Here is a 24860-nt window from a genome sequence, read left to right as displayed (position 1 = left end):
TTACACGTAGTGTCGGAAAGTATACTGTTATGGCCAAAGCCCGCCATTCTCGCTTCGATTGTTCTCCCGGCTGTTCGGTAGAAGCCGCCATCGGCCTCATCGACGGTAAATGGAAATCTGTTGTGCTCTTTCACCTGCTGTCAGGAACGTTGCGGTTCAACGAGCTGCGGAAACATATCGCCAACGTGACGCCGCGCATGCTGACCAACCAGTTGCGTGAGCTCGAAGACGATGGACTGATAGAGCGTAAGGTCTATGCTCAGGTACCGCCAAAGGTGGAATATAGTCTCTCTGAGCTTGGCCGTAGCATGGAGCCGATCCTGCTCGCACTCAAACACTGGGGTGACGCCAATATCAGCCTGTACGGCAAGCCGCGTGGCCTTGATCCGCGGGAGTCGGCTGCTGCTGAGACCCGCACCGAACAAACAGATGCCCGAGCGCCCTTATGAATGACGAAAGTAGCTGCGTCCGAAATTGACGTTTACATGTCATTTCAGTCGCCGGCGGGATGCGGCATGATCTCTCCATCGAAGCGCGGTCGTTGGCCGCATGACCAGAAGGAGAGACCCCATGCAACTCACGAACAACACGATCTTCATCACCGGCGGAACGTCCGGCATTGGCCGCGCCCTGGCAGAGCGTTTTCACCAGCTCGGCAACAAGGTCATCATTGCCGGGCGACGCAAGGCACTTCTTGACGAGGTCACCGCTGCCAATCCGGGGATGGAGGGCATCGAGCTCGACATCGCTGATCCTGCCGATATCGAACGCGTGGCAGCCCGGCTGATCGAGAACTACCCGTCGCTGAACGTACTGATCAACAATGCCGGCATCATGCCCTTTGACGATGCGAGCGCAAGGATCGACGACGACCAGTCGCGCCGCATCATTGACACAAATCTGCTCGGACCGATCCGCCTGACCTCGGCCTTGATCGATCATCTCAAGGCTCAGCCGAAGGCCACGATCATTCACAACACGTCCGTTCTGGCCTACCTTCCGCTGGCCTCCACCGCTGTCTACTCCGCCAGCAAGGCAGCGCTGCATTCTTATGCGCTATCGCAACGCTTCCAGCTGCGCGGCACCAATGTCCGCGTCCAGGAAATCGCGCCGCCGTGGGTCGATACCGACCTCGTCAAGAAGAGCGGCGATCCTCGCGCCATGCCGCTCGACATCTTCATCGAGAAGACCATGAAGGGCCTCGGCACGGAATCGGAAGAAATCTATGTCGAGGAAATCAAGGCCATCCGCGACAATCCGGGCAGCGGGGAGCACGCGCTCTTCAACGCCTTCAACGGGTCTCTCGCTGCCAACCCGATCCCCGTCTGACAGGGCAGGCCGTCACCCGGTTGCCCGCAAGGCAGCCGGGCATTTGGTGGAGGTTTACATGCTGCAGAAACATGATCTGAAATCCGCCATTCCCTTGAAGGGCGAGCATTTGGGGCAGCCCGAGCCATCCATGCTGCCGGCATGGTTCCTGGCACTCGGTACTTTCGCAATCGGTACCGAGGGTTTTATGATAGCCCCCCTGTTGCCGACCATCGCTGCCGATCTGGGCATGAGCCTTTCCGAGACGGCCATGCTTGTCGTTGTCTTTACCCTCGTGCTAGCGCTCAGCTCTCCTATCGCAACGGTCATTACCGGCGGGCTGCGCCGGCGGGACACATTGCTGCTTGCCATGACGATATTCACAGTCGGCAATCTGATTGCGGCTTTCGCGCCCGGGTTCGGCACGCTGATGTTTGCTCGTATCCTAATGGCTGTCGCCGCCGGTCTCTATGCGCCGAACGCCAATGCTCTTGCCGGCATGATTGTACCGACAGAAAAACGGGGGCGTGCGCTTGCCATCGTCAGCGGCGGCATGACAATTGCGATTGCACTTGGCCTGCCGCTTGGTTCGATCATCGGTCATGCATTCGGTTGGCGCTCGACATTCCTCATGGTTGCCGCGATGGGGGCTGTCGCGATTATCGGCATCCTGACAGGCGTTGGACGCAATGCCGGTGCGCATATGGCCATCGTAAGCATTGCTGACCGTATCGGCGTCATCCGCCAGGCTCCCGTTCTGAAACTCCTCTCGGTGACACTGTTCTGGTCGATGGGCGCCTACACGGCCTATCCCTATATCGCCCCTTATCTCTCCCAGACACTGGGCTTCGCCGACAGGGGCATTGCGGCAACAGTCACGCTCTGGGGCATATTCGCGGCACTCGGCGTTTTCACTGGGGGCGCATTCAACGACCGGTTCGGATCGCTCAAGGTTGCGAGCCTCTCACTTGTCGTGCTCGCCCTCTCCTTCGCAGCTCTGGCGGTAACCCCGGCACTGCCGGGCAAGGCTGCCGCTTTTCTGGCACTTCTCGCCGTCGCGGGATGGGGCTTCAGCGTCTGGTCCTTCTTTCCGGCCCAGATGGCCCGTTTGCTCGTCGCGGGTGGCCAGAGTCAGGCTTCGGTCGCGCTTTCCCTCAACACATCCACCATGTATCTCGGCTTTTCCATAGGCAGCGCCATCGGCGCCGGGATCATCGCGGCGGGTGATGTCTGGATGATTGGTGCGGCGGCCGCAGTGATGGAATTGATCGCCTTGGCTCTGAACGTGATCTGGAAGCGGAACGGAACCTAATCCGCGTCTCTTGCATCAAGGTCAGAAAACGGCGCTACCGCAGATGTCATGTCGGTAGCGGCGTCGTATATTTGACCTGACTGAGCACAGAACTCGAGCGGATGTTCGCGACAATCGGTATCCGCGTCAGGCAGTCCAACACGAAGACGACGTCGCCTATATTCTGGACAGATGATGCCAGCAAGTGTCCGTGCCACACTTGGTATCCAACTAGCACCTCCAGCCGTTGGCGCTGTTGCCTACCTTTCCGTCGGCGGCGGGCTTACAGACATCTTCGCGCACGCGTTGCTCGGCTATGCGATGCTGCAGGCGATCTTGCTCGTGCGGATGCTACCGTGGATTATGGAAAAAGGTTTCTCACCATCGTTCTGGGCCTTCACCTTCGGCTCGACTGCACTGGCCGCCGCCAGCACGATACTGGCTGTCAAAGGCGATCACGGCGCTACCACCGTTCTTGCACCTGTGCTCTTCATCTTTGCCAATTTAGCCGTGCTGATCATTGCTATGGCAACAATTCGTTTGCGACAAAGGGACAACTGCTAACAGCAGGTCCGCCGGCCACACGAGCTTGAGTGACTTGTATCGCGCTGGCACTTGCGCTCTGGCTCAACTGCGAGTGCGAAAGGCATGAGCTGGTTTGGGAACATACCAAAGCACGTTAAACATCGGGCTGCCGGTTGTCGGGCGCAAGCCGTCGGTGGTGCGGACGGCATGCCTGATCAGCGTCTTCGCCTTGATGAGATATGAACCTGTGACCTGCTATTCGGAATTCATAAGCCGGCGCCTTCATTAAGTTTTCACTGACGCATGACAGATCGCGCCGACCTTTGGATCAAGCGTCGCCGCTGCGAGGCATCGGCGGTTCACCGAGCTTTCAAGCGAATGTCGGCTCTTTGCGCTCTCGACCTGCTCTTCCCACCTGGACGACGCTCGACGATAGCGTCTACGCGTTCAGTGCGTTGCTGAGATCTTTCAATCCGATCATCAGCATCATCGGATCGGACGGAGAAGGCAGAAATCCGACAGCTTCATAGAAGGCACGCGCGTCATCCGAAATCGCATGCACCAGTACGCCTCGGATACCGAGTATCTCGGCGGCATTAAGCAGGCGCAGGCCTGCATCACGGACCAACGCCCGACCTAGACCTCGGCCCTGGTAAGATAGATCAATAGCCAGTCGACCAAGTACTGCAACTGGGATCGGGTCTGGCATGTTTCGCCTGAAACGGCCTGGTGCCTCTGGCGGCTTCACTGCGCCGGAGGCGAGGGCGTAGTAGGCAACAACGCGATTTCCCTCGCAGGCCACAAACGTACGAGATGCCCCACCTGCCTGATTGGCACGGGCTCGTCGACGCAACCAATCGTCCAGTTGTGGAACGCCGGAATCAAAGTCGTCCAGTTCATGATTATCGGCTAAAGGAGCAGGCGCAGTTAGTATCACGCCTCGTCCCACGGCGCTTTGGTCGACATTGTGCGCTTCAACCGCTCATTCGACTGGGCGGGCGCATCGAGGCGAGCAAGGTATTCGGTATAAACCTCGGGGCTTACTGTGAAGACGGTGCGGTCTAGCAGCACTTCCTCAGCTCGCCGTTCAGAGGCTTCCAACATGAAATCCGTGCGCGTCTTGCCGAGCAACTCAGCCGCGCGGTCAATAAGATTGCGCGTCGCGGGCTTGATACGGATGTTCAATGGAACACTTGCGTTCACATTCTTGCTGGTGTGTGACGTCGGCATGGGCAACTCCTGTGTGCTAACGCTATGTAGCGTAACGACACCATCGTTACAAGAGCCGTAACGATGGTGTCGTTACGAATGTATTTGTCGGCGCATCAAACCTAGTCATTCTTGCTCTTGAGATCCCATCAGGGGTGAGTAGCGGCCGGCACCGTGGCAGAGTGAGGTCGCTAGAAAACGCTCTGGAGGCCAATCATGCCGATGACAGCAGATCAAACTCAAGCACAGACCGCTACCCCCAATGATCTTGGAGCAATTTTCGTCTCGCTGGAACTCAGTAAAATCAAGGGCAACAAGTGCCGCTCCGGATGGGGCCGCTCCCGGCCCGAGGCGGTCGTCTACGAGCTTCGGTCGGAAGACATGCCCACCTTCACGCGCCTGGTGTGCCGGTGGGCATATTGTCTACCCGAAAGCCTATTCGGCGGCCGCGCGGCTCATGTATGGATAGTCCGTGTAACCCTCAGCGCCGCCACCGTAGAATGTCGCACGAATATGCTTGTTCAACGGCGCTTCGAGACGTAGCCGTTCCGGCAGGTCCGGATTGGCGATGAACGGGCGGCCGAAGGCGATCGCATCGGAATTTCCCGCCAAGACTGCCGCGCGTGCCGTTTCCGGCTGGAAACCGCCCGCCGAGATGATTGGACCACCGAATGCCTTCTTGAAGAGATAGGCCACGTCCGGGGCATCCATGTTGAGCGGCTTCTCATCGTCTGTGAAGTCTGCGCGCGGTTCAATCAGGTGGAGATAGGCAATGCCGCGCTTGCCAAGTTCCCGGATAACGTATTCCCAGAGTCGGACCCCATCGCTGTCCGTCATACCGAGGATGTTTGACCATGGCGATAGTCGAACGCCGATCCTCTCGCTACCGATCGTCGCTCCAACCGCGTCAACGACTTCGAAAAGGAACCTAGCGCGGTTCTCCAGTGGACCGCCATAATGGTCAGTGCGCTTGTTGCTACCGTCGTTCAGAAACTGGTCTATCAGATAGCCGTTCGCGCCATGGATTTCGACACCATCAAATCCTGCCGAGCGGGCGTTCATTGCGGCCTGAACGAAGTCAACCTTAATAGCCTCAATCTCTGCCAGTTCCAGTGCACGCGGTGTTTCGAAGGGAACAGACTGGCCTTCGGAGGTGAAGATTTCGCCCGGGGCTGCGATTGCAGAAGGGGACACAGGTAACGCCCCTTCGGGCTGAAGTGAGGTATGGGACACACGACCAACGTGCCAAATCTGGTTCACAATCATCCCGCCTTTGGCGTGAACCGCAGCCGTCACACCCTTCCAGCCGTCAATCTGTTCCGGCGTGTAGATGCCAGGAACCGAGTTATATCCGTGCGCCTGGGGATTGATGTCAGTGGCCTCGGTGATCAGAAGGCCGCCTTCGCTGGCGCGCTGACCGTAGTATTCCGCGTTTAGATCATAAGGAACATTGCCCGGCTGCATTGACCGCATCCGGGTCAGGGGAGCCATGACTACCCGATGTGAGAGATTAAGAGCTCCGAGCTTCAAGGGATTAAAAAGAGGATCGTTCGTCATCAGGACCTCGTTAGGGTTGCTATAGACAAAACGTAGTGGCTCGCGGTATTTGTTACTATCCGTGCGAAATGTGATGCATGATAACGTATATCGTTAGGTGTCGATGGATTCCGAAGAGCTTGAAGTTTTCCTGAGCGCGGCGCGCACGGGCAGCCTGGCTGGAGCAGCCAAGCATCTCAAGCTAACCCCCATGTCCACAACGAGGCGACTAGCGGCTCTTGAGGAGGAACTGGGCGTTCGCTTGTTTCACCGCACGTCACGGTCCTTGGCGCTGACGCCGGAAGGTGAGGCCTTTCTTCCGTTTGCCTGCGAAATCATCGATACTCAGGAAGCTGCGCGAGCGACACTTACTCCAAGTGAAGGAGGAGCAACAGGATTGCTCCGTGTCACAGCGCCTGTGACATTGGGGCGGAAGCGCATCATGCCGATCATCGGCGATCTGCTTCACGAGAATCCTGGGCTGAAGATCGACCTCGATCTCAATGATTCGATAGTCGATATCGTTGCCTCAGGGGTCGATCTTGCTATCAGAATCGCGCCGCTGAAAGATTCTGGGCTGATCGCACGGCGGCTCGTGGACAATCCCAAGCTGATCTATGCCGCGCCATCTTATCTCGAAAGAAATGGAACACCCGAGACCATCGACGATCTCGAACATCATGAATGCCTGACGTTCACGAACTTCACCCATTGGCAGTTCCTTTTGAACGGGAAAGAGCGCTCGATTCGTGTGGGCTGCCGATTCTCTTCGAGCGGTGTCGATGGTTTTCTGTCGGCCTGCGTATCGGGCTTGGGGCTTGCCCAACTTTCGGCTTGGGACGTTAAGGAGGAGCTTGCCAACGGCAGTCTTGTACCAGTCCACATCCACGGTGTCTCACCACGCGATCTGGCGATTTGGGCCGTATTCCCGTCGCGGCGACAGGTCCTGCCCAAGCTTCGGGTATTTCTCGACAGATTTCAGAGAAGTCTAGTCTGAGATTACCTGAAGGCCGGATTGCAATACAATGGACGATCAATTGCAGAATGTCTGCTTCCCTAATCGGGCATTTGGGTCAGGCTCTTTTCTCATGGTGGTTGGCCTGATCGTTCTCGCGGGTCACGCTTCCCTTCGCAGTCTATTGGCTCCGTTGCCCTTCGTTCTCGTTAAACTAATGAAAATCCATAAGTTCGCAGTGCAAATGCTTGGCGGCCGATGGCGATTTCAACCTCGGGCCGTCCAGCAACGAGGATCTGAAGCGGATGATCAAGGCCCGCCGCCGCAATGGGATCTATCTTTCGGTGCTCGGCTTTGGCCTGGGCGATCTGAACGACATCCTGATGCAGATTCTTGCCCAGAACGGCAACGGTACGGCGCCCCATATCGACATGCTTGTCGAAGCCCGAAGGCTCGGGTGGATGAAGCCGGGTCGGCACTGTTTTCGATCGCCTAGGACGTGAAGATTCACGTCGAGTTCAGTCCGGAGAAGATCGCCTAATCGGATATGAGACGCGGGCACCCAAACGTGAGGATTTCAACAACGACCGCCTCGATGCTGGCGATATCGGCTCCGGCTATACCGTGGCGGCGTTCTACGAGGTGACGCCGAAGGGCAATCAGGCCGTGCTCAACGACCCGGTTGGCTACCACTCGGCGCGATCAGCCGCGCCGTCTGCATCACCCTCCGGCAAACTCGCCTTCATTAATATCCGCTACAAGCAGCGGGATGCCGGCACCAGCAAGTTCATCACCACGCCGGTGACCAAAGCCAATGCCACTTCCGATTTCAGTGCGGCAACGCAAGAAGTCCGCTTTGCTAAGGCCGTCGCGGCTTTCGGCCAGAAGCTCCGCGGGACGGCTACCCCTCCGACGGCTTTCCCTATGACGGCTTTCCCTATGACGCATCCTGGGCATCGCCTGCAATGCCCGGGGGATCGCACTCTTCGGATACCGCGCCGGCTTCGAAACGTTGGTCAGCGTCGACCACAAGTAGTATTCCGACGGTAAAGGGTGATTTTCTCCGTTACCGTCGGGTTTCGGCGATTGCCTCAGATGGCGGCGCGCTTGTCGTGCTTTGCCAGACGCTCCAGTAGGTAATCGACCTCGGCGCGCGCTGTCTGCGTCGGCATCTGCGCCGGCTTGCGCTGGGCGTCCGAGGCAATGACGCCGCGGCGTTTCAGCACGTGCTTGCGCACGGCCAGGCCGACACCGAGCTGCTGTTCATATCGGATCAGCGGCAGATGCGAATCGAAGAGGTCGTGCGCCTCGTCGCGCTTGCCGGCTGCGGAAAGGTTGACGAGCTCGGTCAGCATGTCCGGGAAGCCGTAGCCGGTCATCGCGCCGTCTGCGCCACGCTCCGGTTCAAAGTCAAGGAACATGCCGCCATTGCCGCAGAGGATCGAGAACTCACGAAGCTCGCCAGACTTCTGCATGGCGCGGAGCTTCGAGATCTTTTCGAGACCCGGCCAGTCCTCATGCTTTAGCATCAGGCAGGACGGGTGGTCGCTGATGATTTTGGCGATCACGCCCGGCGAGATGACGACGTTGAGCGTCAGCGGATAGTCCTGCAAGACCCAGGGCACGTCGTCACCGATCGCCTCGACGGCGCTGGCGAAGTAATTGACGATCTGGTCGTCGGTCCTGAGCGCAGGGGTCGGTGCGACCATGACGCCGGCAGCACCCATGTCCATCGAGCTTTTCGCAAGCGAGCGCATGGCGGCGAAGCCGGGAGCTGAGATGCCGACGATGACCGGCACTTTTGCGCGTTCGACCACCCGCTTGATGATCGCCCGGCTTTCATCCGGCTCCAGCTTCGGCGCCTCGCCCATGATGCCGAGGATGGTGATGCCGGTGCAGCCGCTCTCCTGGTAGAAATCTGTCAGTTTGTCGACTGAGGTGAAATCGATCGTGCCGTCGTCGTGGAACGGGGTGGCGGCAATGGCGTAGACGCCTTTCGATTGTGTCGAGAAAGTCATGGTTTCCCCTCCTGGGCAAAATTCTCCCGGCAGTGTGCCGGGTGGTCTTGTCGTTCAGATGCTGGCGATCAGGCCGCCATCGATGCGGATGACCGAGCCGGTGATGTAGGATGCGCGCGGGCTTGCGAGGAAGGTGACCATATCGCCATATTCCTGCGGTTCGCCATATCGTCCGACCGGGATCGAAGCGGTGCTATCGGCAGACACCTCCTCGCCGCTGCGGTTCTCGCGCTTGGCCTTCTGCTCGTCGAGGAACAGGATGCGTCCGGTGGCGATGCGGCCCGGCAACACGATATTGGTAGTGATACCGTCACGTCCCACTTCGCGAGCAAGCGTTTTCGACCAGCCGACCAGCGCCATGCGCAGGCTGTTGGAAATGCTGAGGTTGGCGATGGGGGCGACGACACCCGACGAGGTCGAGGTGATGACGCGGCCCCAGCCGCGCTCGCGCATGCCGGGCAGTACGGCATCGGTCACCGCGATCACCGAGCGCACCATGCTGTCGAAATACTTCGACCAGGTTTCTGCCGATTGCCCTACGGCCGGCGTCGGCGGCGGGCCGCCGGTGTTGTTGACGAGGATGTCTGCCGGGCCGAAGACCGAGGCAACCTTCGCCAGCCGGGCTTCCAGTACGGAAAGATCGCCGATATCCCATTGCAGAGCGACGGCGCTCTGGCCAACTTCGGAAATGGCATCGGCGGTCTTGCAGGCCGCGACCTCGTCGATGTCTGCGGCCACGACATTGGCGCCTTCAGCCGCCATCGAGCGGGCGATCGCTCCGCCCAAGCCACCGCCGGCGCCGAACACCAGCGCCGTCTTGCCGTTCAGTTTCAGATCCATGGGGGCATGCCCTCTAAGTTTAGCAGCAGTAGAGTTCGACCGGAAGGTCGCTGAAGACTTCCGGAGCGCCGCTCTCGGTGATCGCGAATGTCTGGCCGACGCCGGCGGTCAGTCCAGTCTCGGCGTCAGGGATCATGATGTGGACGAAGAACACCATGCCCGGCGTGATGATCAAGGGATTGCCGGAATAGATCATCGGCGGCACTTCCATCCAGGTTGGCTTGAAGGTGCAACCCAGCGCATAGCCGCAGGCTGCATAGCGCGCCTTGGCGAAGCCGGCGTTGTCGAGCACCTTCCGGTGGATATCGTCCAACGTACCAAGTGCTGCCCCTGCCCTCGCGGCATCCTTGATCCGATCGAGCGCTTCCTTGGCGACGGAGAGCATGGAGAGCTGGCGCGGGTCCGGCTTGCCGGTCACCAGCGTATGCTCGATCACGACGTGGTAGCGACAATGGGAGCCGGCGAGCTCGAGCAGGATCTGGTCCTGCTCCTCGATCAGCCTCGGGCCGCCGATGCCGCGGCCGTAGAGCGCGCGCGGGCCGGAATTGACCAGCGGGCCGCCGGAGGGAATATCGCCGCCTCCGGCCAGCATCGAAGTGAGCGCAGCACCGGAAAGAACGGTGTCCGGGATGCCGGGCTTGGTCACATCGATCGCCGCGCGCACCGCAGCGTCTGCAAGCTTGCCGGCCATCCGCACATGCTGCAGCTCGGCGGCGGATTTTACCAGCCGGCCGGTGCGCACGATGTCGGAGGCATCCTCGGTGGCGCAGAAGCCGTCCAACGCCGTGTCGACAATGCGGGCATTTGCGCCGGTCAGGCCATAGGTCGCATATTCGACGCCGACCTTTTTACCGGCGAGGCCCTTCTCCGCCATGATGGCCCGCAGGTCGTTGGCAGGGTTGGCATCCTCGGAGTTTAGCCAGACGCGAACCTCCTCATAAAGCGAGGCGACGTTCGCTTGCCTCAGGTCCGGCGTGCGGGTCAGCAGCACGGTATCACTGCCATCGTCCGCGAGCACGAGGCCTGCCTGGAAGAAGACGTAGCCGGCGGTGTCGTAGCTCGTCAGCCAATAGTGGCTTTCCTGGGCGAAGACGATCAAGGCATCGAGACCCCGTTCGCGCATGCGGCGGCGGGTGGCGGCCAGCCGGCCGGCAAACTCGGCTGCTTCGAATTTCAGTAGAACGTCGCGGCCGCCGCGGGTGCGGGCGGAAAATTCCTGGGGGACGTAAAGGGTCATGCGATCTCGCAGATATCGGTCATAGTGATCAGATAGATGCGGATCATGTCGAGATAATCGACGATATCGACCCGCTCATCCGGCATGGTGTTGTAACGACCGCCGGGGCCGCAGACGATGCCCTCCATGCCGCCCTCGGCCCAGAGATGCCCGGCATCGGTACCGAAGAAGGCCGGCGGCGCGATGGCGCCGGTCGGCTGCTTTTCACCGCGCACGGCCTCGTAAGCCGCGTTGATCGACTTAACGATCCTGGCATCCTTGTCGACGGCGAAGGCCGGCATGGTGGGCTGGTCATTGCGCGTCTCGGCAAAAACCTTCGCCTTCATGCCGGGATGGCGTTCACAAAGCCCATCCAGCACCTTCTGGATGTCGGCCAGCGCATTTTCGCGCGTCTGGCCCGGTCCATAGCGGCCGGAGCCTTTGAGGCGGACGAAATCGGCCACCTGCGGCGGGCGCCATTCATGCAGGTCGCGTCCGAGCGCACCATGCATGACGCCGACATGGACGCGGTTGACCGACCGGTGCTCCGCGGTTGGCGCGTCGGAAAAAGTCATGTCGCCGAGTTCGGGGATCAGCTCGCAGGCGGCGCGGATTGCATCGACGGCAGCCTCGCGCTTGGACAGATGCCGGGTGACGCCTTCCAGCTCGATGATGAAGGTGAAGGCCGCCGCATGCATGGTGATCGCCTGCAGATCGGTCGGTTCCGAATTGATGAAGTAGTCGGCCCGCGTGCCGGCGCGCACCGCCTGCAGTGTACCAATGCCGCCCTGCAGCTCGCCGATGACATAAGTCAGGATGACATCGCCCTTGAGGCGGATGCCGTTGTCGATCAGCGTCTTGACGGCGCACAGCGACGAGGCATCGCCGGCCTTCATGTTAGAAACGCCGATGCCGTAGATGAACTCGTCGTCCACCACGCTGCCCCACGGATCGACGGTCCAACCCTCGGTCGCCGGATTGGTGTCGAGGTGGCCGTTGAACAGCACGCTTTTGCCGCCGCCCGTGCCGCGCCAAATGCCGATCGCGTTGACCCGCTCGCCGACGACCGGCTGGAGCTCGACCTCAAGCCCCATGCCCCGCATCACATTCGCCATATGCTCGGCCAGCACACGCTCGCCGGGCGTTTCCGAGTAGCTCTTGTGGCGCACCATGTCGGCGAGGATATCCAGGCAGGCCTTTTCATCCACCTTGCCGACCAGTTCCGTTACACTCGTCATAGGATGTTCCTCAGGCTTCGGGCTCGCCGGCATGGACCGGGACGGCATCGAGCAACGCCTTGGCATAGGGATCGCGGTCCACCGAGCGCGCATCGACGCGGTCGAAGAAGTCGACCAGCTTGCCGTGATGCATGACCGCGATGCGGTGGGCGAGCTGCCGGATCAGATTGAGGTCGTGGGTGATGAAGACGCAGGCCGCCCCCGTATTTCTCTGCAGTTTGACCAGCAGCTCGGCGACCGCCGCCTGCACCGAGACGTCGAGTGCGGCCGTCACCTCGTCGCAGATGACCAGTTCCGGCTCGGCGGCAAAGGCGCGGGCGATCGCGACGCGCTGCTTCTCGCCGCCGGACAGCTGGTGCGGCAGGCGGTCGGCATAGCTTGCCGGCAGGCGCACCATTTCCAGAAGTTCGGCGACGCGCGCCTTGATCTCATGCTTCGGCACGATGCCGTAGAGCTTCAGCGGCCGGGCGATGATCGTGCCGATCCTGTGGCGCGGATTGAGCGAGGCATCGGGATGCTGGAAGACGATCTGGACACGGCGGCGATAGGCACGGTCGATCGCGTTGCGTGACGTGATCGCCTTGCCGTCGAAATCGAGCTTGCCTTCGAAATCCTGAAGGCCGGCCAGCACCTTGGCGATGGTCGACTTGCCGGAGCCGCTTTCGCCGACGACGCCGAGCAGTTCACCCTTGCGGACATCGATGCTGATATCCTTCGCGCCCCAGAAGCCCACTGTCTCGGCATCCGTCGGCCAGAACATCGCCTGGAGTTTCGTCGGCGCACCGTAGCGCACGCCGACCTTGTCGATTCGGAGCAGCGTCTTCGGCTCGCCCGGCGCATCCACGCCGACCCAGCGATCCGGGTCCGGCACCGCGCCGATCAGCTGGCGCGTATAATCGGCCTTCGGACGACGAAACACCTCCTGCACCGACCCGCTCTCGACGATGATACCCTTGTGGATAACCGACACCCGATCGACGACGCGAGAAACCAGTCCGAGATCGTGCGAGATGTAGAGCGCCGAGACATTGGTCTCCTCGCGCAGCTGATTGAACAGGTCGAGGATCTGCCGGGCGGTCAGGATATCGAGCGCCGTGGTCGGCTCGTCGAAGATGATCAGCTCGGGCTCGCAGGCAAAGGCGGTGGCGATGACCACACGCTGCTTTTCGCCGCCGGATGCCTCATGCGGAAACCGCTGCAGCATTTCCTTCGGGCGTGTGATGCCGGTGCGGCCAAGTGCGGCTTCTGCCTCCGCCCAGGCCTGCGCCTTGGTGAGGCCGCGATGGCGCATCAGCACTTCGGCTATTTGCTCGCCGAGCTTGATCGTCGGATTGAGCGAGGTCGAAGGGTCCTGGAAGACCATCGACATGCGGCGGCCGCGGATGTCCATCATCTGATACGGCGTGTAGTCGAGGAGTTCTTCGCCGGCGAGGCGAATGGCGCCACCCGTCTCGACCGCATTCGACGGCAGATAGCGCATGATCGACCAGGCCATGGACGACTTGCCGGAACCGGATTCGCCGACGAGGCCGACCGTCTTGCCCTTCGGGATCGTCAGGTCGATGTTCTGCAGGGCCGGAATAAGGCCGTTGGCGGTCTTGTAGGCCAGCGAATAGTCAATGATCGACAGGGCCGACTTTTCGACGGCGGCGATAGGAGCGTCCTTGGTCAAGGTCTGCGCTGTCATCCGTGGCTCCTCTTGGGGTCGAGGCTGTCACGCAGGGCGTCGCCGAAAAGATTGAAGCCGAGGGCGGCGATGGCGATCGACAGACCGGGAACAGCGACGCACCAGGGATTGCGGAACATGAACTGGCGGGCTTCCGCCACCATCAGGCCCCATTCCGTGCTCGGCGGCTGGGCGCCGAGGCCGAGGAAGCCGAGCGTCGCACCGATCATGATGGCGAAGGAGACGCGGATGGTCGCTTCGACGACGATCGGGCTCAGCGCATTGGGCAGCACTTCCGCGCCGACGATATAGAAGCCGGATTCGCCGCGGGCGACAGCCGCCCGCACATAGTCGCGGGTGCGCACCGAAAGAACGGCGCTGCGCGCAATACGGGCCATGCCGGGAGCAAAGGCAATGGCGACGGCGAGCATGGCATGTTCCATGCCGCCGCCGAAGATGGTGACGATCAGCAGCGTGAACAGCAGGTCAGGCACGGCCAGCAACCCGTCGAGGATGCGCATGATGGTGGAATCGGCCCACCCGCCGGAAACGCCGGCGACGACGCCAATTATCGAGCCGATACCGACGCCAATCAGTGTTGCGCCGACGCCGAAAGTGACGGTCGAAGGCGCGCCGTTCAGGATGCGGGACAGGAGGTCGCGGCCGAACTGATCGGTTCCGAACCAATGCGCAGGCGACGGTCCCTGAAGGCGGTTCAGCGGATCGAAGGCCTGCGGATCATAAGGTGCGATCCAAGGTCCGAAGATCGCCGCGAAGCAGACGACCGAAAGAAGCGCCGTGCCGACTATGGCGGTGGGGGTGGAGAAGAAATTACGCATAGCGAACCCTCGGATCGAGCAAAGCGATGACGATGTCCGACAGGAGATTGGACAGGGCATAGACCGTCGCGAGAAGCAGGGTCACGGCCTGGATGACGGGAAGGTCGCGGTTTTCGAGTGCGTAGATCAGAAGGCGACCAAGGCCCGGCCAGGCAAAGATCTCCTCGACGACGATGATGCCGCCGAGCAGATATCCGATATCGAGCGAGATGACAGCAACGGCAGGTGCCAGCGAGTTAGGCAACGCATGCCGGCGGATGACCCGCTTTTCGGTCAACCCCTTCAGCCGTGCCGCGCGGATATAGTCGGAATGCAGCACTTCCGACATTTCCGACCGCACCTGGCGGGAAATGTGGGCCATCAGGACAAGGCCGAGCGTTGCGGCTGGAAGCACCACATGCGCGCCGAAACCGGCGAGGCTTTCCCACGGCGCGACGAAGCCGCCTGCCGGGAAAATACCCTGCTGCGGGGCCGCAAAGAACACCAGAAGCAGGGTCGCCGTCACAAATTCCGGCAGCGCCGTGCCGAGATAGCTGAACAGGCCGAGACCAAGGTCCATGGCCGTGCCGCGCTTGATTGCGGCCAGTGCACCGAGCGGAATGGCCGTGATGGTGACGACGACCAGGGCCGTCGCCGCCAGCAGGGCAGAGTTTGCGAAGGCCTCGCCGACAACCTGGGTCACCGGCAAGGAAAGGCGGAGCGAAGTGCCGAAGTCGCCATGTAGAATACCGGAGACCCAGCTGTAATATTGCATGTACCAGGACTGATCCAGATGCAGCTGCTTTTCGAGTGCCGCGACCGCGTCCGGGGTGGCATATTCTCCCAGGATCATGATCGCTGCATTGCCCGGCAGCATCGTCGTGATTGCGAACACGGCGAAGGTTACGATCGCCAGCACCATAAAAACGGCCAGCAAGCGGCGGATAAGATAGCCCCAGCTCATGCGATCAGGCCTTATTCAGCCAGACGTTTTCGATATAGTAGTAGCGCGACAGCGGCGCGATCGTCCAATCTTCCGCGCCCTTGCCGCTGGCGGTCAGAATGTCTTCGAAGATCGGCACGATGTAAGGCGTCTCGTCGAGCTGCAGCTGCTGAGCTTTGGCATAAAGCTCCTTGCGCTTGGCCGGATCGACGGTGGCACGCGCATCGGAAACGAGTTTGTCGAAGTCGGCGTTCTTCCAGGCCGTGTCCTCATAGGACGCGTTGGAGGTCAAGAGCAGGTTGAACGTCGCGTCCTCGGTGGCCTGCATGCCCCAATAGCCCATGTAGAACTGACCCTTCATCCACACATTGGCGAGATAGGTATCGTGCGGCATGGTCTCGACTTCGATGTCGAAGCCGGCAGGCAGCGCCATCTGCTTCAGCGCGATCGCCACCTGGGCACGGATGGCCGGGCGGTTCGACGCAACGAGCTTGATCTTGATGCCATCCGGATAACCGGCTTCGGCCAGCAGCTTCTTGGCGCCTTCCGGATCGTAGGCGATCCGCGGCGTCTCGATTGCATAGGGGAATTCCGGCGAGACGAGATTGTCGTAGGCAGGTCGGCCGAGGCCTTCAAGCACGAGATCCACCATCATTTCGCGATCGACCGCCATGGCGAGCGCCTTACGGACGCGCACGTCATCGAACGGCTTCTGGTCCTGGCGCATGGTGATGTTGACGAAACGACCGGACGGGATGCGCTGCGCCGTGATGCCAGTCGCGTCGGCGATGCGCTGGAAATCGGCCTGCTGGACGACGAGCATGACATCGACCGCGCCGGAGAGGAAGTTGGCGCTTTCGGCGGCGAGATCAGGGAACAGCATCATTTCGACGGCGTCGAGATGCGGCTTGCCCTTGATGAAATAGTTCTCGTTCTTGACGAGGCGAACCAAGCGGGCGCTGTCATAGGTTTCGAGCTTGAACGGGCCGGTGCCGTTGGCCGTCGTGTCGAGCTTTTCGCGCGGGCCGGAGAGAGCGGCCTTTGAGATGATGCGGGCATTGGCATGGGCCGTCGAGATCGGCAGATCGGCGAACGGCGTCTTTAGCGTGAACTTGACGGTCGACGGGTCCACTGCCTCGATCTTGTCGATCATGTTGAGGACAGAGCGGGCAGCGGCCGGAATGTCGGGATTGAGGATCGCCTGGAAAGTGGCGACGACGTCATCGGCCGTGCACGGCGTGCCGTCATGGAAGACGATACCCTGGCGCAGATAGAAGGTGAAGGTCTTGGCGTCCTCGCTGCCTTCCCAACGTTCGGCGAGATCCGCCATCGGCTTGTTGTCCGGCCCCATGCGGGTGAGACCCGAATAGAGCATGTCGACGACCGGGTATTCGGCCGGGCCGGAGCAGTTGAGCACATTAAGCGTCGCGATGCGGGTCGAGTGGCTGATCTTCAGCGTGCCGCCAGCCTTCGGCGTTTCAGCCGCCAGCGCGTCGGTGATGTTGATGCCGGGAAGAAGTGCCGTTGCAGCAAGGCCCATGACCATGGTGCGGCGGGAAATCATGAAAGTTGTCATTTTGCCCTCTAAAAAGTTTGTTCGACAGAGAGCCGGGCGGCAGTATTTTTATGATTTTCCCGGCGGGATTTTGTGTTCGTCAGCGGATCACCGTCAGTTCGTCCGGCAGGCCAGTGAGCACTTCCGGCACACCGTCGGTGACGAGCAGCGTATGGCCGACGCCCATGGCCAGGCCGGTATCGGCATCGCCGTTCATCACGTGATAGAACAGCGTCATGCCCGGCTGGCAGACGGTCGGATTTCCGGAATAGATCATCGGCGGCACGTCCATGCTGGTGGGCGCGAAGGTGCAGCCCACCGAGTAGCCGGTGGCGCCGTAACGGGCCCGCTTGTAGCCGCCCTTGTCGAGACCGTCGGCATAGACGTCGAAGATCTCGCCGAGCGTCGTGCCCGGGCGGGCGATCTCGGTCATCTTGCGAAGCGTCTCTATGCCGACATCGTACATCTTGCGATGCGCATCGGAGGCCTGACCGAACAGGATAGTCCACTCGGTCTTCACGTTGTAGCGGCGGTAGGCGACCGGATATTCGACGAGGATCTGGTCCTGCTCCTCCAGCCGGCGCGGATCGGAAACGCCGCGGCCGTAGACGGCCCGCGGACCGGAATTGAATAACGGCGCATTCGGCGGCATGTCGGCGCCCTGCCCCAGGATCGAGGTCAGGTAGACGGCCTTCAGATCGCTGTCGAGAATGCCGGGCTTGGCAGCGGCAATGACGGCATTCAGCGACGTGTCGAGAATGCGGGCCGCCTTGCGGGTATATTCGATTTCGGCCGGCGACTTGCAGACGCGCAGCCAGCGGACCAGGTGACGGTCATCTTCCAGCTGGCACCAGTCGCCGATCGTCTGCTGGGTGCGGTAGAGGTTCCAGCCGGTCAGGCCATGGGTATTGAGCTCGATAGCAATCTTCTTGCCGCCGAGGCGGAGCTCATCGAGGATGATCTTGAGGTCGGCGGCCGGGTTGGCGTCCTCGGCATCCCACCAGATGCGGATATCTTCGATGATGCTGGTCTGCTTCGCCTGCACGAAATCCGGGCGACGGGTCAGAAGAACCGGCTGGCGACCGTCGGTCGGAACGACCAGGCACTGGTAATAAACATACCCCCCGGTGTCGTAACCGGTCAGCCAGTACATGCTCTCCTGAGCAAAGACGAGCATTGCCTCTACGCCCCGCGCCGCAAGTTCCGCCCGCAGCTTATCCTGACGCTGCAGATGCTCTTCCCGGGAGAAAGGAAGGTTCGGTTGCGGCATTGCACTCACGCGAAGGGCCTTTCGACAAGATCGTCAAAGCTCGATGTTGCATGACACTACGTTTTGGTATACCACTCGTCAACCAGCGGAATACAAAAATTCCGATTGGTGACAACTGCATCGCGTGTGACACCAGACAATTATTAGAAGCCGTCTCCGCACGGGAGGGACAGGATACTTATGCTGGTTGAAACCGATAAGCGGCTGGCGCTGCAGGCCTACGAACAGATATTGAACCTGATCCTTTCCGGTGCAGCGCAACCGGGCGCAATGGTGACCGAGCGCCGCCTGGCCGACACGCTGAACATGTCGCGCACGCCGATCCGCGATGCGCTCCTGATGCTTGAAGGCGAAGGCCTTCTGATCCGCCAGGGCAGCCGTGGCCTACAGGTCAAGCAGATGCGCATCGAGGATTACATGGATGCCCTGCAGATCCGCCAGCTGCTCGAGCCGGAAGCGGCACGCCTGGCGGCCGGCCGCATGCCGACTGCTGCACTCGACGAACTCGAGGCGGACCTGAAAAGCCTTCTCGGCAATCCTGAAGACGGCGAAGGCAAGCCTGATCGCGGTTCGGTCCGCGACGTCGATGATCGCCTCCATGGCGGCATTGGCGATGCGGCCGGCAACCCGCAACTGGGTCAGATCATCCGCACCCTGCGCCGCCAGACGCAGATCTTCGACCTGAGAAGCATGCCGGAACGGTTCGAAACGACTTGCCGCGAGCATCTCGACATTGTCGGCGCGTTGCGCGAGGGGCGCGGCGAGGACGCGGCCCAGGCCATGCGCCTCCACCTCGACCACGTCAGAGACAGTATTATCGGGAGACTGACCCGCGCATGACAGGTTTGGCAGAAAGCGCCGGGATGGATCAGTCCGCGACCAGCGATTCGGCCCCGGTGGATATCCAGCTGGCCGAACGTCTTTTCGACGAGCTGAAGCGACGCACGGGAACCAACCGCGGCATCACCCGCACCTCCTATGGCCTCGGTGAACAGATCGCCCATGACATGGTGCGTCGCGAGGCTCGCAAGCTCGGGCTCGAAGTGAAGACCGATCCGGGCTGCAATCTCTACATGAGGATGAAGGGACGCGAGAAGCGCCCCGGCATTTTCATCGGATCGCATCTCGACTCCGTGCCGATGGGCGGCAATTTCGACGGCGCTGCCGGCGTGCTCATCGGCCTGTCGGTTGTCTCCGGTTATGTCCGCGCCGGCATCCGCCCGCCGCGCGACATCACCGTGATGGCGGTTCGCGCCGAGGAAAGCACCTGGTTCGGCGCCTCTTATGTCGGCAGCCGCGCGGCGCTCGGGCGCCTGACGGGCAAGGAACTCGATCAGGTCAAGCGATCCTCCGATCAAATCTCGCTTGGCGCCGCCATCGATGCCGCCGGCGGCGATACGGAATTCCTCCGCTCCGGCAAATCCTATCTCGACCCGGCCGATATAGCGATGTTCATCGAACCGCATATCGAACAGGGCCCGGTTCTCCTCGAAAGACAAATTCCGGTCGGCATCGTCACCGGCATCCGCGGATCGTTCCGCTACCGCGAGGCGAAATGCATCGGCGTCTATGCCCATTCCGGCGCCACGCCGCGCGAATATCGCAGCGACGCGGTGCGCGCGGCCTCGGCACTCGTGACTAAACTCGACAAGGCATGGGACAGACTGCAGGCGGAGGGTGCCGACCTCGTCGTCACCTTCGGCCAGTTCTCCACCGATCCCTCCGAAGCCGCCTTCAGCAAGATCGCCGGCAAGCTCAGCTTCTCGCTGGATGTCCGCAGCCAGGAGCCGCAGACGCTGGCCCGCATGCAGGCGATCGTGATCGAAACCGTCGCCCGCATCGAGGCCGAGCACCGCGTCAAATTCGAACTCGGCCGCCTGACCGACAGCAAGTCGGCGAAGATGGATGACTCGATCGTCACGGCGCTGTCGGACTTCGCCAGGGAACAGGGCATCGAGACCGAGACCATGGCCTGCGGCGCCGGCCATGATGCGGCGGTATTCGCCGATGCCGGCGTGCCGACCGGCATGGTCTTCATCCGCAATGCCAATGGCAGCCATAATCCCGACGAACACATGGATATCGCGGACTTTGCCGAGGCCGCACGCCTCGTCTCGGCGCTGTGCCTCGATCCGCCTTTGAAGGCCTGACCATGGACGCGCCTCGTTGCGACTGCCTGATCGTCCAGCCGATCGCGCAAAGCGCGGTCCGCCTGCTGGAAGATGCGGGGCTCGTCGTTCATGTCGCCGCGTCCACCGCCTTTGCCCACCTCGAGCCGTATCTCGCCACGGCCCGAGCGGTGATCACCCGCAATCACGGCCTCTCCGAGGAGGAAATTGCGGCCGCGCCCGATCTCAGGATGGTCGGCGTGCATGGCACCGGTACGGACAAGGTGCACAAGGCATCGCTCGCCGCGCGCGACATTCCTCTCGCCAACACGCCGGGCGCCAATGCCCAGTCGGTGGCCGAACTTGCCATCGGCCTCATGCTGACCTGCGCCCGCTCGCTGGTTGCCGCCGATCAGGCTTCCCGCAGCGGCGATCATCTGTTCAGCCAGAAGCACCGGACCTTCGAACTTTCCGGCCGGCGGCTCGGGCTGGTTGGCTACGGCCATATCGCGAAACTGGTCGCCGGCATCGCCAGGGCCTTCGGTATGGAGGTCGCTACGGTCTCCCGCTTCACGCCGGCCGAGGAACTGGCGGAGCAGGGCATCCTTTTCTCGCCCGATCTCGACAGCCTCTGCGCATGGGCGGATATCGTCTCTCTGCATGGCATTCCGCAGGCAACACCCGTAATCGATGCTCGCCGGCTGGCCCTGATCGGAGCGAATGGCATTCTGATCAACACCGCCCGCGGCGCGCTGATCGACGAAGATGCCCTTGCGACGGCATTGAGGGATGGCATGATCGCCGGCGCCGGCCTTGACGTGCTGACGGTCGAGCCGATTATTTCCGGCCATCCCCTACTCGACTGCCCGAACCTTGTGCTAACTCCCCACATCGGCGGCTCGACGAATGAGGCACTGGAGAAGACCGGCCTTCAGATCGCCGGCAAGGTGCTGGCCGAACTCAAGGCCATCGGCCGAGTTCCGGGAGCCGGGCCCTGATCGCGACTTGGTAAATTGAAGTGATGCCCCACATGCCTCAGCCCGGCAAAGAGATTTCCTATCCCCGTATCCTGCGCTGCGGCGACCGCGCCATCGGCATTGAGTTTTCCGATGCGATAACCGAGACGGCGAACCTCGAAGTCCTGTCGCTCGATGCCTCGCTTGCCGCGGAGCCGGTCGACGGCGTTCTCGAAACCATCCCGACCTATCGCTCGCTGACGGTGATCTACGATCCGCGCAAGATCCGTGGCGCAGCCCTCGGCGACGAACTGATGCAGCTCGCGACGCGTGGCGGAGCCGTTGGGCATAAAGGCCGGCTGCTGGAATTTCCGGTCTTCTACGGCGGCGAGCATCAGGCCGATCTCGATGAACTGGCGAAGATGAAGAATATGAGCGTGGCCGAAGTTATCGCCATGCATGCTTCTGCCGAATACCGCGTCTACATGATCGGCTTCGCGCCCGGCTTCGCCTATCTCGGCGGCCTGCCGGAGATCCTGCATACGCCGCGGCTTGCCGTGCCGCGTCAGCGGATCGAGGCCGGCGCGATCGGGATCGGCGGGCGGCAGTCGAGCATCAATTCCGTTCCCGGCCCGAGCGGCTGGCGCTTTCTCGGCCGCACGCCGTTCAGGCTGTTCGACGCCGCCCGGCCGGAACCCTTCCTCGTGAAGGCCGGCGACAGAATCCGTTTCCGCGGCATCGATGCCGATGAGGCAAAGGAACTGGACGCAAAGGTTACGGCCGGAACTGCCGCAGTAAAGGAGATCGCCGAATGACCGCTCTCCTTACCATTCTCAAGCATGGCCCGCTGATGACCGTGCAGGACGGCGGCCGCTACGCCTATCGCTCCCGCGGCGTCTCGACCTCCGGCGCCGTCGACCGCGGCGCACATGCCATCGGCAATGCATTGGTCGGCAACGATCCTGAAGCCGCCGCGATCGAATTTGCCCTGATGGGCGGCAGCTTTTCCGCAGACCGGGATGTTCTCGTCGCCATTACCGGCGGCGCTTGTACGGTCGAGATCGACGGCAAGCCGGTAACCACTTGGGAAAGCCATGTCCTCGGAGTCGGAGAGACTCTGTCGGTCGGCGAAATGCAGGGCTCGGTATGGGGCTACATCGCGATTTCCGGCGGCATAACCATCGCGCCGGTGCTCGGCAGCAGGTCCACCCATCTCAGAACCGGCGTCGGCGGTCTGGACGGCGGGGCGCTTGCGGCCGGCGATACCCTGCCGATCGGCGCCCCGACCGACCTTTCGCCCCGCATGCTCGGCACACCGTATCTGCGCCGATCCGGCCCGATCCAGATCGTGCCCGGACCACAGGACGATTACTTCGACGAGAACGCCTGGCGTGCCTTCCTGACTAAGCCGTTTACCGTCACCCAGTCGCGCGACCGAATGGCTATGGTGCTCGACGGCCCCAAGACGGAAGCCTTCAAGGGTCACGACATCGTCTCCGATGCAACCGTCCTCGGCTCAATCCAGGTGCCAGGATCGGGTAAGCTGATTGTGCTCACGGCCGACGGCCAGACGACGGGCGGGTATCCGAAGATCGCGACGGTAACCTCGTCCGACCTGACGCGCCTTGCCCAGATGCCGGCCGGCAGCCGCTTTATGTTCCGGTCCATCTCAGCGGACATGGCGGAGGAGCTTTTCCTTGGAAGCCAGCAGCGACTTGCCGCCGTGATTGGCGACCTACGCAAGACGCGCTGACCGCTACAATGTCCGACCTCAATCGCGCCTTCCCCGCTTATGGATGCACCGACGAGCCGATCGTCCAGCCGGCCTTTTCCAGGGCCGCACGAAGCTGCCGCGCCATTGCGACGGCGCCGGGCGTATCGCCATGTACGCAGATCGACCCGATCGGCACTTCCAACCGCTTGCCGGATGTCGATGTCAGGCATCCTTCCCACACCATGGAGATGACGCGTTCGACGAGCAGGTCCGGATCATGGATTACCGAACCGGGTTCGGAGCGCGGCGACAGGTTGAAACTGTCGGCATAGGTGCGGTCGGCGTAGATTTCGTTGATCGGCGTCAGGCCAAGTTTCTCTGCAGCCCGCGCGGTGGCCGTACCCGGCATCACCATGAAGGCGAGTTTCGGATCGACGGCCTTGATTGCGCGGCCGACGGCCAGCGCCGTCGCATCGTCATCCGCCGAGACATTGCCGAGCGCGCCATGCGTCTTTACATGGGTCATCGGATGGCCTTCCAGTGCCGCGATCGCCGCCATCGCCCCCACCTGATAGGCGACCAGCGATTCGATCTCTGCAAGGCTCAAACCCGGCACGCGCCGGCGGCCGAAACCGATCAGATCGTTGTAGCCGGGGTGGGCGCCGAAGGCGACGCCGCGCTCCTTCGCCAGCCGGACGGTGGCACGCATGATGTCGGGATCGCCGGCATGGAAGCCGCAGGCGATATTGGCCGTGCTGACGATATCGAGCATCGCGGCATCATCGCCCATCGTCCACGGGCCATAACCTTCACCGAGATCCGAATTGAGGTCGACGCGCATGTTTGATCCCTTGTCGGCATGTCGGACAGATGCATAGCAGACCCGCCGCAGAATGCCACGAATTCCCGATTGCAGCTTAAAGACCGCTGGTATACCAATGGTGCGCAGATTTCGAAAACGGGGAATGACATGGCGGGACGCCTTCTTTATCTCGGCAACGGGCGCAAGTTTCAGTCGGTTGCCAAACTGGATGATCGGTTCGAGAACTGGGGCTTGCAGGTCGATCGCTACTGGGCCTATGACGGCCAGTTCCCCTCCTCGCTCAACGGTTATGACGGCATCTTTTTCTCCGGCAGCCCGCACGGCGCTTACGAGGACGTGCCCTTCATCCTGCGCGAGCACGATCTGATCCGCGAAGCGGCTGAGATGGAAATTCCGATGCTCGGCATCTGCTTCGGCAGCCAGATCCTCGGCTCGGCTCTGTGCGGTCGCGACCAGGTGTTCCGCCGCTCGTATTGCGAGATCGGTTACAAGGACCTGCCGCTCACGGAAGCGGCCAAGACCGACAAGCTCTGCCGCGACATCGTCGACAACGCCTACATGTTCGTCTGGCACAATGACGAGGTGAAGGCCGACCATCCGGACATGACGGTCCTCGCCTATTCCGACGACTGCCCGAACCAGGTCTGGCGCTACAAGGACAAGGATATCTGGGGCATTCAGGGCCACCCGGAAGTCACCAAAGCCCAGGCTGTCGTCTGGTTCGAGGAGAACCGCGAGCGGATGGAAAAGGACGGCGCCGATATCGACGACCTGAAGGCGCGGGCCCATGAAGCTTCCGAAGCAAAGACCATGCTGACCCGCTTTGCCGAACTCGTCCAGAACGCCTGATCCCAAGGACCCGCTTCAAGAA

Annotated in this window: 25 protein-coding genes and 1 pseudogene; 12 read left to right on the top strand and 14 right to left on the bottom strand. The window is 61.5% G+C overall.

The window, feature by feature from the left end:
- Window positions 1-29: 29 nt before the first annotated feature.
- From MUU54_RS20190 to MUU54_RS20170, 4 genes and pseudogenes are all read left to right on the top strand, one after another.
- Complete coding sequence (locus MUU54_RS20190; protein WP_247245763.1) at window positions 30-449, top strand: winged helix-turn-helix transcriptional regulator; 420 nt, start codon at window positions 30-32, stop codon at window positions 447-449.
- Between the two features lie 121 nt (window positions 450-570).
- Window positions 571-1329: an SDR family oxidoreductase gene (locus MUU54_RS20185; RefSeq protein ID WP_247245762.1), complete on the top strand. Its 759-nt coding sequence runs from the start codon at window positions 571-573 to the stop codon at window positions 1327-1329.
- A 58-nt stretch (window positions 1330-1387) separates the two neighbouring features.
- A complete protein-coding gene (locus tag MUU54_RS20180) occupies window positions 1388-2620 on the top strand; it encodes an MFS transporter (protein WP_247245761.1) in 1233 nt (410 codons plus the stop codon).
- 165 nt (window positions 2621-2785) lie between these two features.
- Window positions 2786-3163, top strand: a pseudogene (locus MUU54_RS20170) (SLAC1 family transporter); the annotation flags it as partial.
- A 400-nt stretch (window positions 3164-3563) separates the two neighbouring features.
- Here the strand turns inward: MUU54_RS20170 and MUU54_RS20165 are convergent.
- From MUU54_RS20165 to MUU54_RS20155, 3 genes are all read right to left on the bottom strand, one after another.
- Window positions 3564-4058: a GNAT family N-acetyltransferase gene (locus MUU54_RS20165; protein ID WP_247245794.1), complete on the bottom strand. Its 495-nt coding sequence runs from the start codon at window positions 4056-4058 to the stop codon at window positions 3564-3566.
- On the bottom strand, window positions 4058-4354 hold the full coding sequence (locus MUU54_RS20160) for a type II toxin-antitoxin system TacA family antitoxin (RefSeq protein WP_118852099.1): 297 nt from the start codon (window positions 4352-4354) through the stop codon (window positions 4058-4060). Before MUU54_RS20160 ends, MUU54_RS20165 begins: the two co-directional genes overlap by 1 nt.
- 414 nt (window positions 4355-4768) lie before the next feature.
- A complete protein-coding gene (locus MUU54_RS20155; protein ID WP_247245759.1) occupies window positions 4769-5890 on the bottom strand; it encodes an alkene reductase in 1122 nt (373 codons plus the stop codon).
- 103 nt (window positions 5891-5993) lie between these two features.
- Between MUU54_RS20155 and MUU54_RS20150 the strand changes: the two genes are divergently transcribed.
- Window positions 5994-6866, top strand: a complete 873-nt coding sequence (locus tag MUU54_RS20150; protein WP_247245758.1) for a LysR family transcriptional regulator — start codon at window positions 5994-5996, stop codon at window positions 6864-6866.
- Window positions 6867-7033: 167 nt separating this feature from the next.
- On the opposite strand, the gene MUU54_RS20145 is transcribed toward MUU54_RS20150, so the two are convergent.
- Window positions 7034-7303, bottom strand: a complete 270-nt coding sequence (locus MUU54_RS20145; RefSeq protein WP_247245757.1) for a hypothetical protein — start codon at window positions 7301-7303, stop codon at window positions 7034-7036.
- Between the two features lie 61 nt (window positions 7304-7364).
- Here MUU54_RS20145 and MUU54_RS20140 point away from each other — a divergent pair, with 61 nt between their 5' ends.
- Window positions 7365-7874 carry a YfbK domain-containing protein gene (locus MUU54_RS20140; RefSeq protein ID WP_247245793.1) on the top strand — a complete coding sequence of 170 codons (510 nt, stop codon included), beginning with the start codon at window positions 7365-7367 and terminating at the stop codon, window positions 7872-7874.
- Window positions 7875-7915: 41 nt separating this feature from the next.
- Here MUU54_RS20140 and MUU54_RS20135 read toward each other — a convergent pair whose 3' ends face one another.
- The 9 genes from MUU54_RS20135 to MUU54_RS20095 all read right to left on the bottom strand — a co-directional run bounded on the left by MUU54_RS20135 (window position 7916) and on the right by MUU54_RS20095 (window position 18388).
- A complete protein-coding gene (locus MUU54_RS20135; protein ID WP_247245756.1) occupies window positions 7916-8842 on the bottom strand; it encodes a dihydrodipicolinate synthase family protein in 927 nt (308 codons plus the stop codon).
- Window positions 8843-8896: 54 nt separating this feature from the next.
- Entirely contained in the window at window positions 8897-9682 is a 786-nt protein-coding gene (locus MUU54_RS20130) for an SDR family oxidoreductase (RefSeq protein WP_247245755.1), read from the bottom strand.
- A gap of 19 nt (window positions 9683-9701) precedes the next feature.
- The gene (locus MUU54_RS20125) at window positions 9702-10919 is read right to left on the bottom strand and encodes a M24 family metallopeptidase (protein ID WP_247245754.1); all 1218 of its coding nucleotides are present in this window, start codon (window positions 10917-10919) and stop codon (window positions 9702-9704) included.
- Entirely contained in the window at window positions 10916-12136 is a 1221-nt protein-coding gene (locus MUU54_RS20120; RefSeq protein ID WP_247245753.1) for a M20 family metallopeptidase, read from the bottom strand. The genes MUU54_RS20125 and MUU54_RS20120 overlap by 4 nt, the downstream gene beginning before the upstream one ends.
- Window positions 12137-12146: 10 nt before the next feature.
- Window positions 12147-13823, bottom strand: a complete 1677-nt coding sequence (gene nikE, locus MUU54_RS20115) for a nickel ABC transporter ATP-binding protein NikE (protein ID WP_247245752.1) — start codon at window positions 13821-13823, stop codon at window positions 12147-12149.
- Entirely contained in the window at window positions 13820-14641 is an 822-nt protein-coding gene (locus MUU54_RS20110) for an ABC transporter permease (protein WP_247245751.1), read from the bottom strand. The genes nikE and MUU54_RS20110 overlap by 4 nt, the downstream gene beginning before the upstream one ends.
- Window positions 14634-15584: an ABC transporter permease gene (locus MUU54_RS20105; protein WP_247245750.1), complete on the bottom strand. Its 951-nt coding sequence runs from the start codon at window positions 15582-15584 to the stop codon at window positions 14634-14636. Before MUU54_RS20105 ends, MUU54_RS20110 begins: the two co-directional genes overlap by 8 nt.
- A 4-nt stretch (window positions 15585-15588) precedes the next feature.
- Window positions 15589-17139 (bottom strand): ABC transporter substrate-binding protein, encoded by a 1551-nt coding sequence (locus MUU54_RS20100; protein ID WP_247245749.1) that lies wholly within the window; start codon window positions 17137-17139, stop codon window positions 15589-15591.
- A 79-nt stretch (window positions 17140-17218) separates the two neighbouring features.
- Window positions 17219-18388 (bottom strand): M24 family metallopeptidase, encoded by a 1170-nt coding sequence (locus MUU54_RS20095; protein ID WP_247245748.1) that lies wholly within the window; start codon window positions 18386-18388, stop codon window positions 17219-17221.
- 180 nt (window positions 18389-18568) lie between these two features.
- Here MUU54_RS20095 and MUU54_RS20090 point away from each other — a divergent pair, with 180 nt between their 5' ends.
- From MUU54_RS20090 to MUU54_RS20070, 5 genes are read left to right on the top strand one after another with little or no spacing between them, the layout of a single operon-like run.
- Window positions 18569-19228: a GntR family transcriptional regulator gene (locus tag MUU54_RS20090; protein ID WP_247245747.1), complete on the top strand. Its 660-nt coding sequence runs from the start codon at window positions 18569-18571 to the stop codon at window positions 19226-19228.
- On the top strand, window positions 19225-20538 hold the full coding sequence (locus tag MUU54_RS20085; protein ID WP_247245746.1) for a hydantoinase/carbamoylase family amidase: 1314 nt from the start codon (window positions 19225-19227) through the stop codon (window positions 20536-20538). The genes MUU54_RS20090 and MUU54_RS20085 overlap by 4 nt, the downstream gene beginning before the upstream one ends.
- 2 nt (window positions 20539-20540) lie before the next feature.
- Window positions 20541-21494, top strand: a complete 954-nt coding sequence (locus MUU54_RS20080; RefSeq protein WP_247245745.1) for an NAD(P)-dependent oxidoreductase — start codon at window positions 20541-20543, stop codon at window positions 21492-21494.
- A 32-nt stretch (window positions 21495-21526) separates the two neighbouring features.
- Complete coding sequence (gene pxpB, locus MUU54_RS20075; RefSeq protein WP_247245744.1) at window positions 21527-22267, top strand: 5-oxoprolinase subunit PxpB; 741 nt, start codon at window positions 21527-21529, stop codon at window positions 22265-22267.
- Window positions 22264-23205, top strand: coding sequence for a 5-oxoprolinase subunit C family protein (locus MUU54_RS20070; RefSeq protein WP_247245743.1), 942 nt, complete (start codon window positions 22264-22266; stop codon window positions 23203-23205). The genes pxpB and MUU54_RS20070 overlap by 4 nt, the downstream gene beginning before the upstream one ends.
- A gap of 37 nt (window positions 23206-23242) precedes the next feature.
- Here MUU54_RS20070 and MUU54_RS20065 read toward each other — a convergent pair whose 3' ends face one another.
- The gene (locus MUU54_RS20065) at window positions 23243-24007 is read right to left on the bottom strand and encodes a LamB/YcsF family protein (protein ID WP_247245742.1); all 765 of its coding nucleotides are present in this window, start codon (window positions 24005-24007) and stop codon (window positions 23243-23245) included.
- Window positions 24008-24136: 129 nt separating this feature from the next.
- Here MUU54_RS20065 and MUU54_RS20060 point away from each other — a divergent pair, with 129 nt between their 5' ends.
- Entirely contained in the window at window positions 24137-24838 is a 702-nt protein-coding gene (locus tag MUU54_RS20060) for a type 1 glutamine amidotransferase (protein WP_247245741.1), read from the top strand.
- Window positions 24839-24860: the final 22 nt, after the last annotated feature.

The organism is Pseudorhizobium tarimense, from assembly GCF_022968135.1.
Classification (GTDB): Bacteria; Pseudomonadota; Alphaproteobacteria; order Rhizobiales; family Rhizobiaceae; genus Neorhizobium; species Neorhizobium tarimense.
The sequence above is the reverse complement of the archived record's forward strand: the minus strand, read 5'-3'. Positions and strand labels throughout refer to the sequence as shown.

What these genes read in the sequence shown, in the direction of transcription:
- MUU54_RS20190 (WP_247245763.1), top strand. Translation starts at nt 30, where the DNA reads ATGGCCAAAGCCCGCCATTCTCGCTTCGATTGTTCTCCCGGCTGTTCG.
- MUU54_RS20185 (WP_247245762.1), top strand. Translation starts at nt 571, where the DNA reads ATGCAACTCACGAACAACACGATCTTCATCACCGGCGGAACGTCCGGC.
- MUU54_RS20180 (WP_247245761.1), top strand. Translation starts at nt 1,388, where the DNA reads ATGCTGCAGAAACATGATCTGAAATCCGCCATTCCCTTGAAGGGCGAG.
- MUU54_RS20160 (WP_118852099.1), bottom strand. Translation starts at nt 4,354, where the DNA reads ATGCCGACGTCACACACCAGCAAGAATGTGAACGCAAGTGTTCCATTG.
- MUU54_RS20155 (WP_247245759.1), bottom strand. Translation starts at nt 5,890, where the DNA reads ATGACGAACGATCCTCTTTTTAATCCCTTGAAGCTCGGAGCTCTTAAT.
- MUU54_RS20150 (WP_247245758.1), top strand. Translation starts at nt 5,994, where the DNA reads ATGGATTCCGAAGAGCTTGAAGTTTTCCTGAGCGCGGCGCGCACGGGC.
- MUU54_RS20135 (WP_247245756.1), bottom strand. Translation starts at nt 8,842, where the DNA reads ATGACTTTCTCGACACAATCGAAAGGCGTCTACGCCATTGCCGCCACC.
- MUU54_RS20130 (WP_247245755.1), bottom strand. Translation starts at nt 9,682, where the DNA reads ATGGATCTGAAACTGAACGGCAAGACGGCGCTGGTGTTCGGCGCCGGC.
- MUU54_RS20125 (WP_247245754.1), bottom strand. Translation starts at nt 10,919, where the DNA reads ATGACCCTTTACGTCCCCCAGGAATTTTCCGCCCGCACCCGCGGCGGC.
- MUU54_RS20120 (WP_247245753.1), bottom strand. Translation starts at nt 12,136, where the DNA reads ATGACGAGTGTAACGGAACTGGTCGGCAAGGTGGATGAAAAGGCCTGC.
- nikE (WP_247245752.1), bottom strand. Translation starts at nt 13,823, where the DNA reads ATGACAGCGCAGACCTTGACCAAGGACGCTCCTATCGCCGCCGTCGAA.
- MUU54_RS20110 (WP_247245751.1), bottom strand. Translation starts at nt 14,641, where the DNA reads ATGCGTAATTTCTTCTCCACCCCCACCGCCATAGTCGGCACGGCGCTT.
- MUU54_RS20105 (WP_247245750.1), bottom strand. Translation starts at nt 15,584, where the DNA reads ATGAGCTGGGGCTATCTTATCCGCCGCTTGCTGGCCGTTTTTATGGTG.
- MUU54_RS20100 (WP_247245749.1), bottom strand. Translation starts at nt 17,139, where the DNA reads ATGACAACTTTCATGATTTCCCGCCGCACCATGGTCATGGGCCTTGCT.
- MUU54_RS20095 (WP_247245748.1), bottom strand. Translation starts at nt 18,388, where the DNA reads ATGCCGCAACCGAACCTTCCTTTCTCCCGGGAAGAGCATCTGCAGCGT.
- MUU54_RS20090 (WP_247245747.1), top strand. Translation starts at nt 18,569, where the DNA reads ATGCTGGTTGAAACCGATAAGCGGCTGGCGCTGCAGGCCTACGAACAG.
- MUU54_RS20085 (WP_247245746.1), top strand. Translation starts at nt 19,225, where the DNA reads ATGACAGGTTTGGCAGAAAGCGCCGGGATGGATCAGTCCGCGACCAGC.
- MUU54_RS20080 (WP_247245745.1), top strand. Translation starts at nt 20,541, where the DNA reads ATGGACGCGCCTCGTTGCGACTGCCTGATCGTCCAGCCGATCGCGCAA.
- pxpB (WP_247245744.1), top strand. Translation starts at nt 21,527, where the DNA reads ATGCCTCAGCCCGGCAAAGAGATTTCCTATCCCCGTATCCTGCGCTGC.
- MUU54_RS20070 (WP_247245743.1), top strand. Translation starts at nt 22,264, where the DNA reads ATGACCGCTCTCCTTACCATTCTCAAGCATGGCCCGCTGATGACCGTG.
- MUU54_RS20065 (WP_247245742.1), bottom strand. Translation starts at nt 24,007, where the DNA reads ATGCGCGTCGACCTCAATTCGGATCTCGGTGAAGGTTATGGCCCGTGG.
- MUU54_RS20060 (WP_247245741.1), top strand. Translation starts at nt 24,137, where the DNA reads ATGGCGGGACGCCTTCTTTATCTCGGCAACGGGCGCAAGTTTCAGTCG.